At 64.6% G+C, this 16,462-nt stretch carries 12 protein-coding genes; 10 read left to right on the top strand and 2 right to left on the bottom strand.

Annotated elements, in window-relative coordinates:
- Positions 1–52: 52 nt before the first annotated feature.
- Positions 53–1,486: an ATPase gene (locus C0617_RS03790; protein ID WP_291315689.1), complete on the bottom strand. Its 1,434-nt coding sequence runs from the start codon at positions 1,484–1,486 to the stop codon at positions 53–55.
- A 330-nt stretch (positions 1,487–1,816) separates the two neighbouring features.
- On the opposite strand from C0617_RS03790, the gene C0617_RS03785 reads away from it, so the two are divergent.
- The 10 genes from C0617_RS03785 to C0617_RS03740 all read left to right on the top strand — a co-directional run bounded on the left by C0617_RS03785 (position 1,817) and on the right by C0617_RS03740 (position 14,551).
- On the top strand, positions 1,817–2,947 hold the full coding sequence (locus C0617_RS03785; RefSeq protein ID WP_291315688.1) for a YeeE/YedE family protein: 1,131 nt from the start codon (positions 1,817–1,819) through the stop codon (positions 2,945–2,947).
- A 70-nt stretch (positions 2,948–3,017) separates the two neighbouring features.
- A complete protein-coding gene (locus tag C0617_RS03780) occupies positions 3,018–3,272 on the top strand; it encodes a sulfurtransferase TusA family protein (protein ID WP_291315687.1) in 255 nt (84 codons plus the stop codon).
- A 209-nt stretch (positions 3,273–3,481) separates the two neighbouring features.
- Positions 3,482–6,064, top strand: a complete 2,583-nt coding sequence (locus tag C0617_RS03775) for a bifunctional diguanylate cyclase/phosphodiesterase (protein WP_291315686.1) — start codon at positions 3,482–3,484, stop codon at positions 6,062–6,064.
- Between the two features lie 151 nt (positions 6,065–6,215).
- The gene (locus C0617_RS03770) at positions 6,216–7,682 is read left to right on the top strand and encodes a sigma-54 dependent transcriptional regulator (RefSeq protein ID WP_291315685.1); all 1,467 of its coding nucleotides are present in this window, start codon (positions 6,216–6,218) and stop codon (positions 7,680–7,682) included.
- A gap of 245 nt (positions 7,683–7,927) precedes the next feature.
- Positions 7,928–8,365 (top strand): Hsp20/alpha crystallin family protein, encoded by a 438-nt coding sequence (locus C0617_RS03765; RefSeq protein ID WP_291315684.1) that lies wholly within the window; start codon positions 7,928–7,930, stop codon positions 8,363–8,365.
- Positions 8,366–8,430: 65 nt separating this feature from the next.
- On the top strand, positions 8,431–8,784 hold the full coding sequence (locus C0617_RS03760; RefSeq protein ID WP_291315683.1) for an Hsp20/alpha crystallin family protein: 354 nt from the start codon (positions 8,431–8,433) through the stop codon (positions 8,782–8,784).
- Between the two features lie 135 nt (positions 8,785–8,919).
- Positions 8,920–11,541 (top strand): ATP-dependent chaperone ClpB, encoded by a 2,622-nt coding sequence (clpB, locus tag C0617_RS03755; RefSeq protein ID WP_291315682.1) that lies wholly within the window; start codon positions 8,920–8,922, stop codon positions 11,539–11,541.
- Between the two features lie 262 nt (positions 11,542–11,803).
- Positions 11,804–12,652 carry a response regulator gene (locus tag C0617_RS03750; protein WP_291315681.1) on the top strand — a complete coding sequence of 283 codons (849 nt, stop codon included), beginning with the start codon at positions 11,804–11,806 and terminating at the stop codon, positions 12,650–12,652.
- Between the two features lie 146 nt (positions 12,653–12,798).
- On the top strand, positions 12,799–13,074 hold the full coding sequence (locus tag C0617_RS03745; RefSeq protein ID WP_291315680.1) for a thioredoxin family protein: 276 nt from the start codon (positions 12,799–12,801) through the stop codon (positions 13,072–13,074).
- 148 nt (positions 13,075–13,222) lie between these two features.
- Positions 13,223–14,551: a response regulator gene (locus C0617_RS03740; RefSeq protein ID WP_291315679.1), complete on the top strand. Its 1,329-nt coding sequence runs from the start codon at positions 13,223–13,225 to the stop codon at positions 14,549–14,551.
- Here the strand turns inward: C0617_RS03740 and C0617_RS03735 are convergent.
- Complete coding sequence (locus C0617_RS03735; RefSeq protein ID WP_291315678.1) at positions 14,518–16,461, bottom strand: radical SAM protein; 1,944 nt, start codon at positions 16,459–16,461, stop codon at positions 14,518–14,520. The two genes, C0617_RS03740 and C0617_RS03735, sit on opposite strands and share 34 nt — an antisense overlap.
- Between the last annotated feature and the right edge of the window lies 1 nt (position 16,462).

The raw sequence follows: 16,462 nt of genomic DNA, 5'->3' as shown, positions 1-16,462 counted from the left end.
CCGACCTCCTCGAGGTGGCGGGCTTTCTGATTTTTCCGGTCCAGTTCTCCTGTCACATTTCGACGAAGTAGTTCTGCCACGCCATGTCGATGGACTCCTCGGTCAGTTCCGGATCCCGGTTGTGGTAACGGGCGTCATCGACGATGTGGTCGATGATGTCGCGCGGGTGGCATGCGCTCAACATGACCGCCATGCGCCGATAGTGGTGCCGGAGGAGGTATTCGAGGATGTGGGGGGCGAAGCGGATGCCGTTGGTTTCGCAGACAGAGCGGAAGATCCGCCCGTACTCCAATTCGCTGGGGTGGTCGATCTTGATCTTGTAGCGGATGCGCCTCAGGAACGCTTCGTCCACCAACTGCTTCGGTTCGAGATTCGTGGAAAAGATGACCAGCTGGTTGAAGGGGATATCGAACTTCATTCCGGTATGCAGGGAGAGGTAGTCGATGTTCCGGTCGAGGTTGACGATCCAGCGGTTGAGGAGGCTCTGGGTGGCCATCTGCTGCCGCCCGAAGTCGTCGATGATGAAAAGGCCGTTGTTGGCCTTCATCTGCAGGGGGGCCTCGTAGAACTTGGCGATGGAGTTGAACTCCAGGTCCAGCATCTTCAGGGTGAGTTCGCCCCCGGTGATGATCACCGGCCTCTTTATCTGGACCCAGCGCCGGTCCAGGTCCGGCGGGGCGGACCCGGTGTCTGCCAGTTCGTGGTTGACGGGGTCGAAAAGGGTGATGATCTGCCCTCCAACGGTGAGGGCGTAGGGAATGAAGATGGTGTCGGGGAGAACCCTGCCGATGGTTTCGGCGATGGTGGTCTTGCCGTTTCCCGAAGGACCGTAGATGAACATGGGCCTGCCCGAGGAGATGGCCGGGCCGATGCGCCGAAGGAGCTGTTCGTCGAGGGTCATGTGAGCGAAGGCCCTCTTCACCTGGTCTTCGGTAACGACGATGTTGCGCACCGACTGCATCTCGACGAAGGTTTTGTAACTTTCGAGGGAGACCGGGGCCGGCCCGGTGTAATGGCAGATGTCGAGCAGCTCTGCGGCGCGATTCTTCCCGTATTCATTGATGGAGAAGGCGAAGGCGGCCTTCACGTACTGGGCGGCTCCCTTGACCTCCACCAGCTTCTCGCGACGGAGCTTTTCGATGGCGGCATCGACCACGGTGCCCGGCAGTTTGGTGCTCTCCACCACGTCCGAGAGCCTGAAATCTCCCATGTAAAGGATGTGCTTCAGGACCAGATCCGCAATGTTGGAGATGTCCAGGCCGGTCTGCTCCACGTTTTTTGGGGAAACCGGGTGACGCCGCAGGAATGTGTTGAGTTTCTCGGGCGTCACATAGCCTAGGGCTACCAGGTTGTGGCCGAGCCTCCCCCCATGCACTTTCTGGCGGGCCAGTGCCTTGTGCAGGTGACTTTCGCTGATCACCCGTTCGGCCAGCAGTTGTTCGCCAAGGGTCAAATTCCTGTCCAGGTGGTTTGGTGCAGCTTCCATTGGCGCGGCTCCAGGTTGTGAAGGGTTGCCTCTTCAAGTGGAGGGGATCGCGTGGGTCCACACGTCCCGGCATGAACAATGAGTTTGCATTATAGCGCAGGACGGGGCGGTGTGCATGCCAAAAGCTTAAGAATGTCTCATTCTTTCGGACGAGAGCCTTCGATTCCTCGTTCTGCCGGGGGAGAAATGGAGTCCCGGGCAGTTTCGCCGAGGCGGGCGAAAGCTTCAAGGGCAAGTCGCCGGGACCTCGGGAGGGCGGTCTCGATTTGGCATGCATTGTGCTGTTTCATTAGGCGTTGAGGGATAAAGTCAAAAGTCAGGATGTTCGGGATGGCGGAAAAAGGTGTGGTTTACCTGCTCATTGTGGTGGTCTGTTTCTTTCTGGGGGGTGTGGCCGGGCTCGTCATGCACCGCTCAGACTACTGTATTGCCGGCATGTTTCGTGACTTCTTCCTGTTCGGAGAGACGCTCCGGTTGCGTTCTCTGCTGCTGCTGGTCGTGGCCAGCATGGTGCTGTTCGAAATGGCCAGGCAGCTGGGCTATATCACCCTGTATCCCTTCCCCCTGCTAGGTTCCCCCTCCCTCGCCAACCTTTTCGGCGGCGCCCTGCTCGGGGCCGGGATGGTTCTGGCTGGGGGTTGCGTGGTGGGCACCCTCTATCGCCTGGGGTCGGGGAGTCTGCTGAGCGTTCTGGCCCTGGCGGGGTTGGTCGCCGGCAGCGCTCTGTACGCGGAGGTGCACCCTTGGTGGGGGGAGCTGGTGAGGAACACCACTTTTTTCCCGGGGATTGTCACCCTGCCGCAACTGTTGGGGATCGAACCGGGGCTCCTCGTCGGGGCGGTGGTGCTGGCCGCCGGCTACCCTTTCTGGCGCTGGTATCGGCAGGGCAAGTGGTCCCGCCAGACCTCCGTCGAGGGGTATCTGCAGCCCTGGAAGGCGGCCCTGGCGCTGGCTCTGGTCGGGCTTGTTTCGTACCTCGCGGTCGGCATGCCCATGGGCATTACCACCGCCTATGCCAAGGCGGGAGCCTTTCTGGAGCAGTTGGTGATGCCGGAGCACGTGGCCGGTCTCGCCTACTTCCAGGGGGTTCCCCTCGACTACACGGCCCCCCTCGGAGGGGTGGTGCTGCAGGGCGGGGCGGGGCCGCGGTTCGATGCCATCGCCCTTATCCAGTTTCCCCTCATCGGGGGGATCGTTCTTGGCGCAGCCTTTTCGGCCCTTCGGCTCGGGGAGTTCCGGATTTATCTGCGGGTGCCGTGGCGGCAGGCCCTGTCCGCTCTGGCCGGTGGCCTCATCATGGGCCTGGCCGCGCGCATGGCCCCGGCCTGCAATGTTTGGCACCTGCTGGGCGGGGTGCCGATTCTGGGCATGCAGAGCATGCTGTTTGTGGCCGGAATGGTTCCGGGCGCCTGGTTGGGAAGCCGGATTCTCACCGGACTGGTTCTGAAATCCTCCCGGTAGGAGGCTGTTCGGTTGGCCGGGAGGCGGTGCAATAGGAATAGAATGCCATCGAAGGAAGGGGGCTTTGCCCATGTCCGATCAAGAAGCTGAATTTCTCTACTACGATCTGAGGGGACAGATCTGCCCCTCCACCCTGCTGACCGCCCTGCGCGAGGTCAACCGCTATAAGGGGCCGCTCAGGGCCGGAGGGCTCACGCTGTCCTTCCAGACCGACAACCGGGATTCCACAACGACCATCCCCGACGCGGTGCGTAACATGGGCTACCATGTGGCGGTGACTAAGGAGAAGGGGCACTACTGCATCGTTATCGGCAAACAGCACTAGTCGCAAAGGAGGAGGCCCCGGCCAAGACCGTTCGCCCGGGTTGACCCATGTCCTTAACAATGCCTTTCGAAGAGTCGGACCGAACATCGACGAAAAGCGCCCTGCGCGCCTAGATCGCACGCCTTGCGGGGGAGAACGAGGCGCTGCGCCAGCGGGAGGCGGCCGCCGTCGCCTATGTTCGTGAGAAGATCAACCAGCTCCTCGAGGTCATGGGGACCCTGCCCCTGCGCCCCGAGGAACTGGACGACGAGACTCTCTTTGCCCTCGATCCCATCGGAATCCTCAGCGAGTCCTTCGCCCAGGTCCTGGAAAACCAGATAGAGGTTAACGAGGAGCTGGCCCTGGCGCGGGACGAGATCCAGGCCATTTTCGACTCGGCCGGTGCCGGCATCCTGGTGGTCGATGACCGGATGCGCTTGGAAGCCTTCAACAAAAAGAGCCAGCAGCTCTTTTTCCCGGACAAGACCGAGGCCGAGGTGCTGGGCGGCAACTTCCGCCAGATCGTGTGCGAGCCCGAACTGCCCCCCGAGGAGTGCATCTTCGACCGGGTGCTGGCCACCCGGTGGATGGTGGAGCAGGTCGATTTCGTCGCCAGGGGCCGCCACTTCCACGTCGTGGGCACGCCCATCAAGAACAATCGGGACGAAATCACCCAGGTGGTACTGGTGTACGCCGATATCACCGACCGGATTCGCGCCGAGGAAGCTCTACGGGAGAGCGAGACGAGGTTCCGCGACCTGTTCGAGAACGCCAACGACTTGATCCAGAGTATCGCTCCGGACGGCTCCCTCATCTATGTCAACCGGGCCTTGCGGCAGGCCATGGGTTACGGGCCGGAAGAGCTGGCCGGCCTGAAACTGCAGGACGTCATCCATCCCGGCTGCATCGATCGTTGCATGGAGACTTTTGGCCGGCTGGTCTCGGGAGACAACACGGGAGGAAGGCTGGAGGCCACCTTCGTGACAAAGGATGGCCGGGCCATCATTGTCGAGGGGAGCGTCAACTGCAGCTTCGAAGATGGCCGGCCGAAGGCCACCCGGGGAATCTTCCGCGACGTGACCGCCCGCAAGGCGGCGGAACAGGCCCTGCGCGAAAGCGAGGAGCGCTTCCGCGGTCTTTACGAGAACGCGCCCTCCAGCTATCAGTCGCTGGACGGCGAGGGGCGGTTGCTCGAGGTCAACCAGGCCTACCTCGACATGCTCGGTTACGCTCGGGGCGAGCTCCTCGGCCGCTGGGTGGGAGACTTCATGTCTCCCGAATCGAGAATGCTGCTCAAGGAGTGGCTTCCCCGCTTTAAGGCCGAAGGGGCTGCGGACGGGGCCGAGTTCATCATGGTGCATAAGGACGGCTCCGAAGTCGTCGTCTCGGTGACGGGGAAGGTGGCCTACGACGCCAGGGGCAGGTTCCAGCAGAGTCACTGCATCCTCCACAACATCACTGAGCGCAAGCGGGCCGAGGCCAAGATCCAGAAGCTCGCCTACTTCGATGCCCTGACCGACCTGCCCAACCGCTCCCTCCTCCACGACCGCCTCTGCCAGACCCTGTTGCAGGCCGAGCGTAGCGGTCATCAAGTGGCGGTGATGTTCCTCGACCTCGATCGCTTCAAGGAGATCAACGACACCCTTGGGCACATCGTCGGTGACGGGTTGCTCAAGGTCGTCGCAGAGCGGCTGCTGCACTGCGTGCGCAAGAGCGATACGGTGGCCCGGGTCGGGGGGGATGAGTTCGTCATCATCCAGACCAGCCTCATCAGTCAGAAGGACACATCCCTGCTCGCCCAAAAAGTCCTTCAGGCACTGGCGCAGCCGGTGGACCTGGATGGGCGGGAGGTGTTCACGACGGCCAGTCTCGGCATCGCCATCTATCCCCGAGGCGGATGCGATGCCGATGCCCTTTTGAAAAATGCCGACAACGCCATGTACCGGGCCAAGGAGGAGGGGCGCAACACCTACCGGGCTTATACCTCGGACATGAATGCCAAGGCCCTGGAGCGCCTGCTGCTGGGCAACGACCTGCGACGGGCCCTGGAACGGGGGGAATTCTTCCTGCATTACCAGCCCCAGGTGGAGCTCGCCTCGGGGAGGCTGTTCGGCATGGAGGCCCTGCTGCGCTGGAACCATCCCGACCTGGGCCTGATTTCCCCGGCCCAGTTCATTCCTCTGGCGGAGGAGACCGGGCTTATCCTTCCCATCGGCCGTTGGGTTCTGGAGACCGCCTGCGCCCGGACACAGGCCTGGCACGAAGCGGGGTTTCCGGGCCTGAGGGTGGCGGTCAACCTCTCCGGCTGCCAGATGCGCCAGCGCAACCTGCCCGCCATGGTGGAGGAGGTTCTGCACCGCAGCGGTCTCGATCCGAGCTGCCTGGAACTGGAACTCACCGAGAGTATCCTCATGGAGGGCGCCGAGGCCAACAAGAATATCCTCGGCGAGTTCAAGGCGATGGGGGTGAAGCTGGCCATCGATGATTTCGGCACCGGCTACTCCTCCCTGAACTATCTCCGGCACTTTCCCATCGACCGGCTCAAAATCGACCAGAGTTTCGTGCAGGACATCACCCGCAAGCCGGACGACGCCTCGGCTATCGCCGAAGCGATCGTCGCCCTGGCCCGCAGCCTGCGGCTCAAGGTGCTGGCCGAGGGGGTGGAGACCCAGGAACAGCTTGAGTTCCTGCGGGCCCTGGAGTGCGACGAGGTCCAGGGATACTATTTCAGCCGCCCGGTGGCCGGGGAGGACTTTGCCGGGCTGCTGCGATCGGGGCTGACCACCGCCGAGGGGAATCGCTACCGATTCTGACCCGGCCCATCCAGCCCTTCTGCCGACCCGCGACCGCCCCTCTTCGGGGCGGTTTTTTCGTACCTTTCGGCAAAGGGGAGCCTTGCACTCGGTGCGGGGAGGGTTTACATTGTAGCGGCAACGTCAGCTGCCAACCATTCCGGGTTGTTACATGTCCTCAGAACAGAATTTCCAGAGCGGGCGTCTGCCCGTCCCTTCCCCTGACCTGGTGGTCGCTCAGGCCCCCGGTGGGGACTGGCTGGTGGTGCGCGTCACCCCCCGTTTGGCCAAGATTGCGGCGCTCAGCTCCGATACCGGGGCGGGCCGGCCCCTCGGCCAGCTCTTCCCCACGGCTGTTCCAGATTTGACGAGTTTGGCGCGGGAGGCCGCTGAAGAAGGGCACTCCCTCGTCGGCGTCCGAGTCCGGTTGGGCGGCGGGGCTGAGGAATCCCTTGCGGCAGATGTGAGCCCCGGCGGCCTGACCGGCGACTTTCGGGCCCAGACGGTGGCTTTCAGCTTCCGGAGTCTCTCTCCCGGGGAGACCGGGGCCGTGAGCGAGTTTCACGGCCTGGTCGGCAGCGGTCCGGGAATCCGCGAGGTGTTTCGCAAGATCTCCCTGTACGCCTCGAGCGATGCGGCGGTGGTGATCACCGGGGAGACCGGGACCGGCAAGGAACTGGTCGCCCGGGCTCTTCATGACACCAGCCCCCGGGGCGGCGGGGCCTATGTCGCGGTCAACTGCGCGGCCATCTCCGATGAGCTGCTCGAATCCGAGCTGTTCGGGCACGAAAAGGGGGCCTTTACCGGTGCCCTGCGGACACACCGCGGCCGCTTCGAGCGGGCCCATCGCGGCTCCCTCTTCCTGGACGAGGTCGGGGACATGCCCCGGCGCACCCAGAGCAAGCTGCTGCGGGTGCTGGAGACCGGGCGGGTCGAGCGGGTGGGGTCCGAGCAGGAGCGCTTGGTCGACGTGCGGGTGATCAGCGCCACCAACATCCCTCTCGAACAGGCGGTTGGGCAGGGGCGCTTCCGCGCCGACCTTTATCATCGCCTCTCGGTGCTGCGCATTCACCTGCCGCCCCTGCGGGAGAGATCCGAGGACATCCCCGCCCTGGTGAACCATTTCCTGCGGATGTTCAACCGCCGATACGGGCGGCGCATCGAGCGGCTGACCCCGGAGGCCCAGTCCCTTCTCCAGTCCTACCTCTGGCCGGGCAATGTGCGTGAGCTGCGCAACGTCCTGGAGCGGGTCTATGTCGAGACCCAGGCCGAGGTGATCCCCGCCCGCGCTTTCCGGGAGTGGGTCCGGGAGCGCCAGGGCTTCTCCCCCGGCGGCTGGGACCTGGAGGCCGCCTCCGGCCCGCCGCCCCTCGCCCCCCCTTATCCCCTCGCCTCGGAGCGGCCCCTGCTGGAGTCCTCCCATGCCGGGGTCCTGGATGCCGAACTCCTGCCCGCGGGGCCGTCTGCGGCCCGGCGTTCCACCCGTCCCGTCGAACTTGAGCCCGGGCAGATCCGCCGGGCCTACGCCCAGGCCGGGGGCAACCTCTCCGGGGCCGCCCGCCTGCTGGGGGTCCACAGGGCCACCCTCTACCGCTACCTCCAAAAGCTCGGCCTTCGGCGCGAAGACCTGGAGGGTTGAAGCCGGAGGCGGCCCGCCGCGAACCCTTTGGCCCGAACGTTCCTGCGACGCCGCAAGCGCCTCCTGCGGCGCTGCACTGCGACGTCGCAAGGAGTCGCTCCGGCGTTCTCTGTTTCTTGAATACAACGTAAATTCGGTAGGTTGTCTTTTCTCGGGCCGATGGCACGGGTGTTGAAGTACCGATGGGCACACCCGGAAGCCGCCAGGGCTTCCCCCATCAACCCCGAGCAAGGAGGACAACAACCATGACAGGACTGACTCTTCTCAGAGAAATGGATCACCTATCCCGCGAGATGGATGGCCTCTTCCGCGGTTTCGGTCGTTTTCTCGAACCGCCTTTCGCTTCCGGCAACGGTGGCCGATACCACAGCTTTTGCCTCCGGGAGAACGCCGAGGGTTATACCCTTGACGCCCGATTGCCCGGGGTCACCCCCGAGGCCCTGGAGATGACCTTCCAGGACGGGGCCCTGACGATCGCCGGCGAGCGCACTGCAGCCGCTCCCGACGGGGCCACCTGGCATCGCCGGGAGCGCAGTGCTGGACGTTTTGCCCGGACCGTCGACATCCCGGCGCCGATCGACGCCGAAGGGGTGAGGGCGGAGTTTCGGGACGGGGTGCTGAACGTGACCCTGCCCAAGGCGGCCGAAGCGAAGCCGAAACGGATCGCGATCAAGGCCGCTTGATTGGCGGCGCATCGCAATCGGGCTGAAGAGTGACGACGATGATGATACGGATAAGGAGACAGACCATGGGAAACAGGGAGCTGGCAGTAAAGACGGGGGCCGAACTGGCCGAAAAGAAGAGCGAGGAGACCTGGACCACACCAAGCGTCGACATCTACGAGACAGGCGAGGCCCTGACCGTCGTTGCCGACCTGCCGGGCGTGTCCCGGGAAAGGCTGGAACTCGGCATCGACGGGGAACTCCTCACGATCGAGGGGCGCATGAGCGGTCGGGAGGCCGGCTTCCGGCGCCGCTTCCGGCTGCCCGACCATCTCGACCTGGAGCAGGTGGCCGCCGAGCTGAGCCAGGGGGTCCTGACCGTGACTCTGCCGAAGGCGGCTGCCGCCAGGCCGCGGAGAATCGAGGTCAGCGTCCACTAGGGGGATCAGGGCCGGGGCCCGGGAAAGGCCCCGGCCCGCAGAACAGGTTGCGGTTTTCCCGGGCGTCAACCTGCCTCCGCGGCGAAAAGAATTATACTTGAAATATAGCCTTAGTTCCCAGGAAAGGACTCTCCCATGGACCTCAACCGCATGACCCAGAAAACCCAGGAGGCCCTGCAGGCCGCCCAGAGCCGTGCGGTCAAACTCGGCCACGTCGAGGTCGACGTGGAGCACCTGCTCGCGGCCCTTCTGGAGCAGGAGGGGGGCCTGGTCCCCCGCCTGCTGGAGGGGATGGAGGTTGCTCCGCAGAATTTTTCCGCCGCCCTGAAAAAGGAACTGGAGAAAAAGCCGAGCGTCTCGTGCCCCGGCGCGGGGGCGGGGCAGATCTACGTCACCCAGCGCCTGAACCGCCTGCTGGTCAGGGCCGAGGAGGAGGCCCGCCACCTGAAGGACGAGTACGTCAGCGTCGAACACCTGCTGTTGGCCATGCTCGGCGAAGGGGAGGGGCATCCCGCCGGTCGGCTTTTCAAGCAGTTTTCTGTCACCCGAGACCGGCTGCTGCAGGCCCTGACCCGGGTGCGCGGCCACCAGAGGGTGACCTCCCAGGATCCCGAGGGGACCTATGAGGCCCTGGAGAAGTACGGGCGGGACCTGGTCGAAGAGGTGCGCAAGGGCAAACTCGACCCGGTCATCGGGCGGGACGCCGAGATCCGCCGGGTGATCCGCATCCTGTCGCGCAAGACCAAGAACAACCCCGTTCTCATCGGCGAGCCGGGAGTCGGCAAGACGGCCATCGTCGAGGGGCTGGCCCACCGCATCGTGCGGGGGGACGTTCCGGAGGGACTCAAGGAAAAGACCCTCTTCGCCCTCGACATGGGGTCGCTGGTGGCCGGGGCCAAGTACCGGGGCGAGTTCGAGGAGCGGCTCAAGGCGGTGCTGACCGAGATCAGGCAGAGCGAGGGGCGGATCCTGCTCTTCATCGACGAGCTCCACACCATCGTCGGTGCGGGCAAGGCCGAAGGATCCATGGACGCCGGCAACATGCTCAAGCCGATGCTGGCCCGGGGCGAACTGCACTGCCTGGGGGCCACCACCCTCGACGAGTACCGCCGCTACATCGAGAAGGACGCCGCCCTGGAGCGCCGTTTCCAGCCGGTGCTCGTCGATCAGCCGACGGTGGAGGACACGGTCAGCATCCTGCGCGGTCTGAAGGAGCGCTTCGAGGTCTTTCACGGGGTTCGTATCCAGGACAACGCCCTGGTGGCTGCGGCGACCCTGAGCCATCGTTACATCTCGGACCGCTTCCTGCCCGACAAGGCCATCGACCTTGTGGACGAGGCCTGCGCCACCATTCGCACCGAGATCGATTCGATGCCCGCCGAGCTCGACGAGGTGACCCGGCGCATCATGCAGCTGGAGATCGAGGAGGCGGCCCTGAAAAAGGAGAAGGACCGGGCCAGCGGGGAGCGCCTGGAGACCCTGCGCCGGGAACTGGCTGAATTGAAAGGGCGGGCCGACGCCTTGCGGCTCCAGTGGGAGCAGGAGAAGGGGGGGATCAGAAAGGTCCAGTCCCTGCGTGAAGAGATCGAAAGGGTGCGCCAGGAGGTGGAGCAGGCCGAGCGGGCCTACGACCTGAACCGGGCCGCCGAGCTCAAGCACGGCCGCCTGCCTCAACTCGAGAGCGACCTGCACGGCCTCGAGGAGAAAAGCGAGGCCGAGGAGGCGGAGCCGCGCCTGCTGCGCGAGGAGGTCACCGAGGAGGAGATCGCCGATATCGTCTCCCGCTGGACCGGCATCCCGGTGACCCGGCTGGTGGAGGGGGAGCGTGAGAAGCTCCTTCAGCTCGACCAGGTTCTGCACCGCAGGGTGATCGGCCAGGACGAGGCGGTCGGCCTGGTGGCCGACGCGGTCATCCGGGCCCGAAGCGGAATCAAGGACCCGCGCCGTCCCATCGGCTCTTTCGTCTTCCTCGGGCCGACCGGCGTCGGCAAGACCGAACTGGCGCGGACCCTCGCCGAGGCGCTGTTCGACAGCGAGGACAACATGGTGCGCATCGACATGTCCGAGTACATGGAGAAGCACGCCGTGAGCCGCCTCGTCGGGGCGCCTCCGGGGTATGTCGGCTACGAGGAAGGGGGGCAGCTCACCGAGGCGGTGCGCCGCAAGCCCTATGCGGTGATCCTTTTCGACGAGATTGAGAAGGCCCACCCCGAGGTGTTCAACATCCTGCTGCAGATCCTCGACGACGGCCGGGTGACCGACGCCCAGGGCCGCACCGTCGACTTCAAGAACACTGTCATTATAATGACTTCCAACATCGGCTCGCAGCACCTTCTCGAAGGGGTCACCGCCGACGGCCAGATCGAGGAGGCGGCCCGCGAAGCGGTGCTGGCCGAGCTGCGCCATCAGTTCCGCCCCGAATTTCTGAACCGTGTGGACGACACGGTCCTCTTCAAGCCCCTGACCCTGGAGGAGATCAAGCAGATTGTCGACCTGCTCACCGGGGAGCTTCGCCGGCGCCTGGCGGGGCGCAGGATGTCTTTGGAGATCACCGACGAGGCGCGGGACCACATCGCCCGCACCGCCTTCGACCCCGTCTACGGAGCCCGCCCCCTGCGGCGCTACCTCCAGCACACTCTGGAGACCCGCATCGGGCGCGCCCTGATCGGCGGCGAGGTCGGGGAGGGTGCGACCATCCTGGTGACGGCGGAGGGCGGCGAGCTGGAGGTCGCCATCGCCAACCCCCCCGGGGGCTAGTGTCCCCCATGGTGGGCCGTGTCACCCATGTCGAGGTGTACTGGATGGTCCCGAGGCTTGCCGCCTCGTGATTGGACCGGGCCGAGAAGGCGGAACGTGGGCCGCGGCATGAAAAGGAACGGAGTTTGCATCAAGAATTAACGTACGGGACACCGGGGCCGGGAAAGGATGTTTTTTCTGTTCAGTCCGAGCCGGGTGTGTTTATATTAAGGCATGGTCCCTCATGAGGGGGGGTGCGGGAAACGGAAGGATCGAGGCGCGTATGACCAGACGCAAGCGGATCGGCCAGATTCTGGTCGAAACCGGGACGATTAGTGCAGAGGCGTTGACCCGGGCTCTGAAACGGCAGGAAAATTTCGGGGGGCTCCTGGGACAGATTCTGGAGGAGATGGGGACGGTCTCGGAACGGGACATCGCCGCGGTGCTGGCGCGCCAGTTCAATTTTCAGATCGTCCGGGACATCGCCAAGCACTCCTTCTCCCCTGAACTGCTCGGACTGCTCGACAGCGAAACGGCCATCAAAAAGCTGATTTTCCCCCTTCGGCAGCAGGGCAAAACCCTTTACCTGGCCATGGCCGACCCCCTCGATATGGAGACCCTGGACGATCTCTCCTTTCGGACCGGGATGCGTGTCATCCCCTGCGTGACCACCGCCGGTGAAATCCAGGAGGCCGTCAACCGGCACTACCTTCAGGTCGGCAGCGGCCTCAAGCCCGCCTGGTGGATGGTTCTCGTTGTGGACGACCACGAACTGGTTCGCGCGGCCGCCATCGCGGCTCTGGAAAAGGAGGGGTTCCACGCCATCGAGGCCGCCAACGGCGCCGAATGGCTCAAGGCCGCCTACGAGCACCTTCCCCACCTGATCATTTCCGACACGATCATGCCGCGCATGGACGGCTACGACATGTTTCGGGCCCTGAAGGCCAACAGCCGTACCTGCTCCATCACGGTCATCGCACTCTCTTCCCGCTCCGCGGCGGAGGAGGAAGCCAAATTGCTGGAGAAGGGCTATTTCGACTTCGTCGCCAAGCCGATCAACCCGGTCCGCCTCATGGCCCGGGTCAAAAGGGCCCTGAAGTCCGTCTACGGCGACTCCCCACCGTTTCGTTAATCCCCTGCCAGCCTTGGCTCGCCTCGGCCCCGGAGGAAGAGAACGCAAGGAGAGAGAAAAAAGTTGCTTTTTTCTTCTGGCTGGCTATAATATGACCGTAAAGGTTATAATTTGGCGGTAAGATATCTTCCCCGATGGAGGCCGTTATGAGGATCGATATCCTTTGCAAGCCGGAGAGTGGGAAACGTTGCGAGCAAACCCTGAAGAACGTACGTCTTGCCCTTTCCCGTGCTGGAGTCGAAGCTGAGGTTCACCTTTACCGCGACAGGCGCAAGATGATCGACAACCGGGTCTACGTTTCGCCGGCCCTGCTCATCGATGACAGCGTACGCATCGCAGGGCGGGTGCCCGAGGTGGAGGAGATTTTCAGGTTCATCGCCGAGCGTCCCCGCTACCACAAGAGGCTTCAGAGGGTCGCCTGAGCGCTGGCAGCATTCATGATGAGACGATCCCGAAAAGACCCCGCACGGGGTCTTTTCCTTTGCCCCCGGACCATCGGCCTGGGGGCTTTACTTTTGGACCCTGCTGCGGTAACGTCCACCATATTCTCGGGGGTTTTAAGAGGCGGTTATGGCAACCATTCTGCTGGTCGATGACGTTGAACTCTTTCTCGAAGTGGAGAAGTCTTTTCTGGAGGACAGCGGCCACACCGTGGTGACCGCCAAGTCGGGGGAGGAGGCCCTGTCCAAGCTCGACCGGGTCGAGCCGGACCTGGCCCTTCTCGATCTCTATCTGCCCGAAATCGACGGTGACGAGGTCTGTCGCCGTCTCCGGGCAGGCGAGCGCTGGCGGCGGCTCCCGGTCATCATGGTCACCGCGGCGGGCAAGCAGGAGGAGATCCTCAAGTGCCTGGACGCCGGCTGCGACGACTATCTCACCAAGCCGGTCAACAAGAAGGACCTGCTCGAAAAGGTCGACCGCCTTCTCGGCGCCGTCAGGGGGCGAACAGCCTCCCGGACCCCGGTCAGCCTGCAGGTCCAGATCCGGGGCAACAACCGCAGCCTTGGCGGCTATGCCCAGGATATCTCCAAAAACGGCATCTACGTCAAAAGCCGCACCACCCTCAAACCCGGAACGGCCGTCGAACTTCAGCTCGGACTGCCGGGCGGCCGGCAACTGCCGCTGCTGGGCAAGGTCAAACGGGTCCAGAAGGGGGCCGAACCGGGACTCGGGATCTACTTCATCCACCCCGAGCCAGAAGGGCTCAGGGCCCTGCAGGAGCTGGCCGAAAAGGCCCATGAGGGGGATGCGTCCGCAGTTCAACCCGCCGAGGGCGAGGATCTGAGGGAGCAGAATATCCGCTTGCTCCAGCGCATCGGGGAGATGGAGGAGGAGAACCGGGAGTTCGCCGATCAGATCGTGCGCGCCGAACAGGTCAACAACACCCTGACCAACCTCTACATCGCCGCCTCCAAGCTGCACTCGGTCCTGGACCGGGGCAGGGTGGTGTATATCGTCAAGGAGGTGGTGATCAACCTGGTGGGGGCCGAAAAGTTCGCCCTGCTCGAGTTGAATAAAAATTCGGGAGAGCTCCGCTGCCAGGCCACCGAGGGGTTCGAGGACGAAGAGTTCCCCTCCCTGGCCCCGGGAGAGGGGGTCTTCGGCAAGGTTCTGAGCGGGGGAGAAAGCTTCTTCGCCCAAGGTGCGGTTCCCGAGGGCTCCGACGATCCTCGCAATCCCCTTGCCGCGATCCCCCTCAAGATCAAGGGTGAAACCCTGGGCGTACTGGCGATCTACCGCCTCTTTGTCCAGAAGGAGCGCTTCGAAGAGGTGGACTTTCAGCTCTTCTCCATGCTCGCCGGGCATGCGGCCACCGCCCTGTTCACCGCCACCCTCTACGAGGCCTCCGAGCGCAAGGCGGAGACCTACCGCGGGGTCATGGACCTGCTCCTGCGCTGAGTCTCGTCCGGAGCCCGTCCGTCCTTTGTCCTTCCGTTTTCCTGCGGGGGGACCAGCAGCCCTTCACTGACCGCGAAATCGACGATTTCCCTTCCCTCCCGCTCCGGGACGCTTCCGGCGAAGATCTCCCGTGGACAGCGTCCGCCGTCGCACCCGGCGAGCAGTTTGAGAAAATCCTCCTGAAGGGACTCGCAGAACACCTCCTCGCCCCTTCGAAAGAACAGTCCGGTCGAACCGACCGGGCGGAACAGCCCGGAGCATTGCACCGGGTCGATCTCTCCCATCTCCAAAAGGTCGAGGATCTCGTAGGTAAAGGAAACCAGGCGGATGCCCGGCGCCCTTTGCCATGGGGTGTTCCAGGGGGCGGGTTCCGACGGGACGTTTCCGGCCGCCGGCAGGGTCTCCTCTCCGAGCAGGGTTTCGGCGTAGTGAAAGTGATAGTGGACCAGGTCCCGGGCGGCGGGGAGCAGTTCCTGCCGGCCGACCTGCCGCAGCAGGTGCTCCAACCAGGCCTTTTGCAGTTCCAGGATCTGGTCCGGCTGCCAGCTCTCCGCAACGAGAAAGCGCTCTCTTTCCACTCCCCCCCGATCGAGGGCCCAGGCGGCGAATTCTTCCAGGAAGGTGACCGCGTCTCTGCCCGTCGCACCCAGCAGGGCGGGAAAGAAGGCCACCGCCCGGCCCAGGTTGTAGAACAGGTCGGTCGCCGCGGCGAGTAGGCGGCTCCGGGAAAGATCCGGAGCGCCGTAGGTGATGGTCTCCAGTATCTCGTAGGGGGGGCGGTCTTGGGCCCGCAGTCCGTAGCGGCTGCGGTCGCGGTGCAGGGCGGTGCCGGGCAGGACGGCGAGGGGAAAGATATCGACGTGGTTGGGCTGGAGCTGGAGTGCGGTGAGAAGGCTCTGCCGGAACCCCTGATGACTGTCCCCGGGCAGGCCGTAGATGAGGTCCAGGCCAAAAATGACCCCGGCCGCCGAGAGCATTCGGGCCTTCTCCTCGAACAGCCGGGGGTCGAAGGAGCGGTTGAGGTTGCGCAGCACCTCCGGGCGGGCGGATTGCAGGCCGAGTTGCACCGAGCAGGGGATCTCCGCGAGCAGGGCGGCCGTTTCCCGGTCCAGGAAGTCGGCCTTGGCCTCCAGGTGAAAATGGATCCCGGGGGCCTTTGCGGCGATCAGGCGCAACAGGGCCTTGCCCCGCTCGGGGGGGAAGTTGAAGGTCGAGTCGAGAACCCACACCTGTGAGACCCCGCTTCGGACGAAGAGGTCGAGTTCCGCCTCCAGGCGCTGCCGGGGAAGATGGCGGACCCCGTGCCCGCCGCGGGCGTCGAAGCAGAAATCGCAGCTGAAGGGGCAGCCCCGGGAGATCTCCCAGAGCACTCCGCCTCCCGGGGTGGGGGTCAGGACCCCCGTCAGCCAGGGGGAGGGCAGCTCCTCGATGCGGGCGGCCGGGGAGCGCCCGGCGCCCTCCCGCAGCAACTTGTCGCCTTTCAGGACCAGGCCCGGCAGGGGGGGCGGCTCCTGGCCCCGGGCGAGGGCCTTGGCCAGCTCCCGGAAGGTCTCCTCCCCCTCGCCGCAGATGACCCCGTCCAGGCTTCCTTCCGCCATCACGCCCTCTGGGTCGGCCGTCGCTTCGGGGCCGCCGGCCACCACCGGGACTTCGGGGCATTGTTCCTTGAAGCGACGCGCCAGGGCCAGCATGGGAATCCGGCTCCACGAATAAAGGGGGATGGCGACCAGACCCGGCCCGGCGGCGCGGACCGCCTCCAGCATCTCCGACTCGTCCCGTTCCGGGAACAGGTCGATGAGCCGGGCCTGCGTGCGCAGCTTCTTCGGAAGGGCCGCCGCCAGGCTCGCCGCCGCCAGGGAAACGGCCTGGGCCGAGGTACGCACGTGGAGGGTGGGCAGGACGATAATCATA

The organism is Desulfuromonas sp. (assembly GCF_002868845.1).
Classification (GTDB): Bacteria; Desulfobacterota; Desulfuromonadia; order Desulfuromonadales; family BM501; genus BM501.
This window is presented reverse-complemented; position numbering and strand designations above follow the sequence as displayed.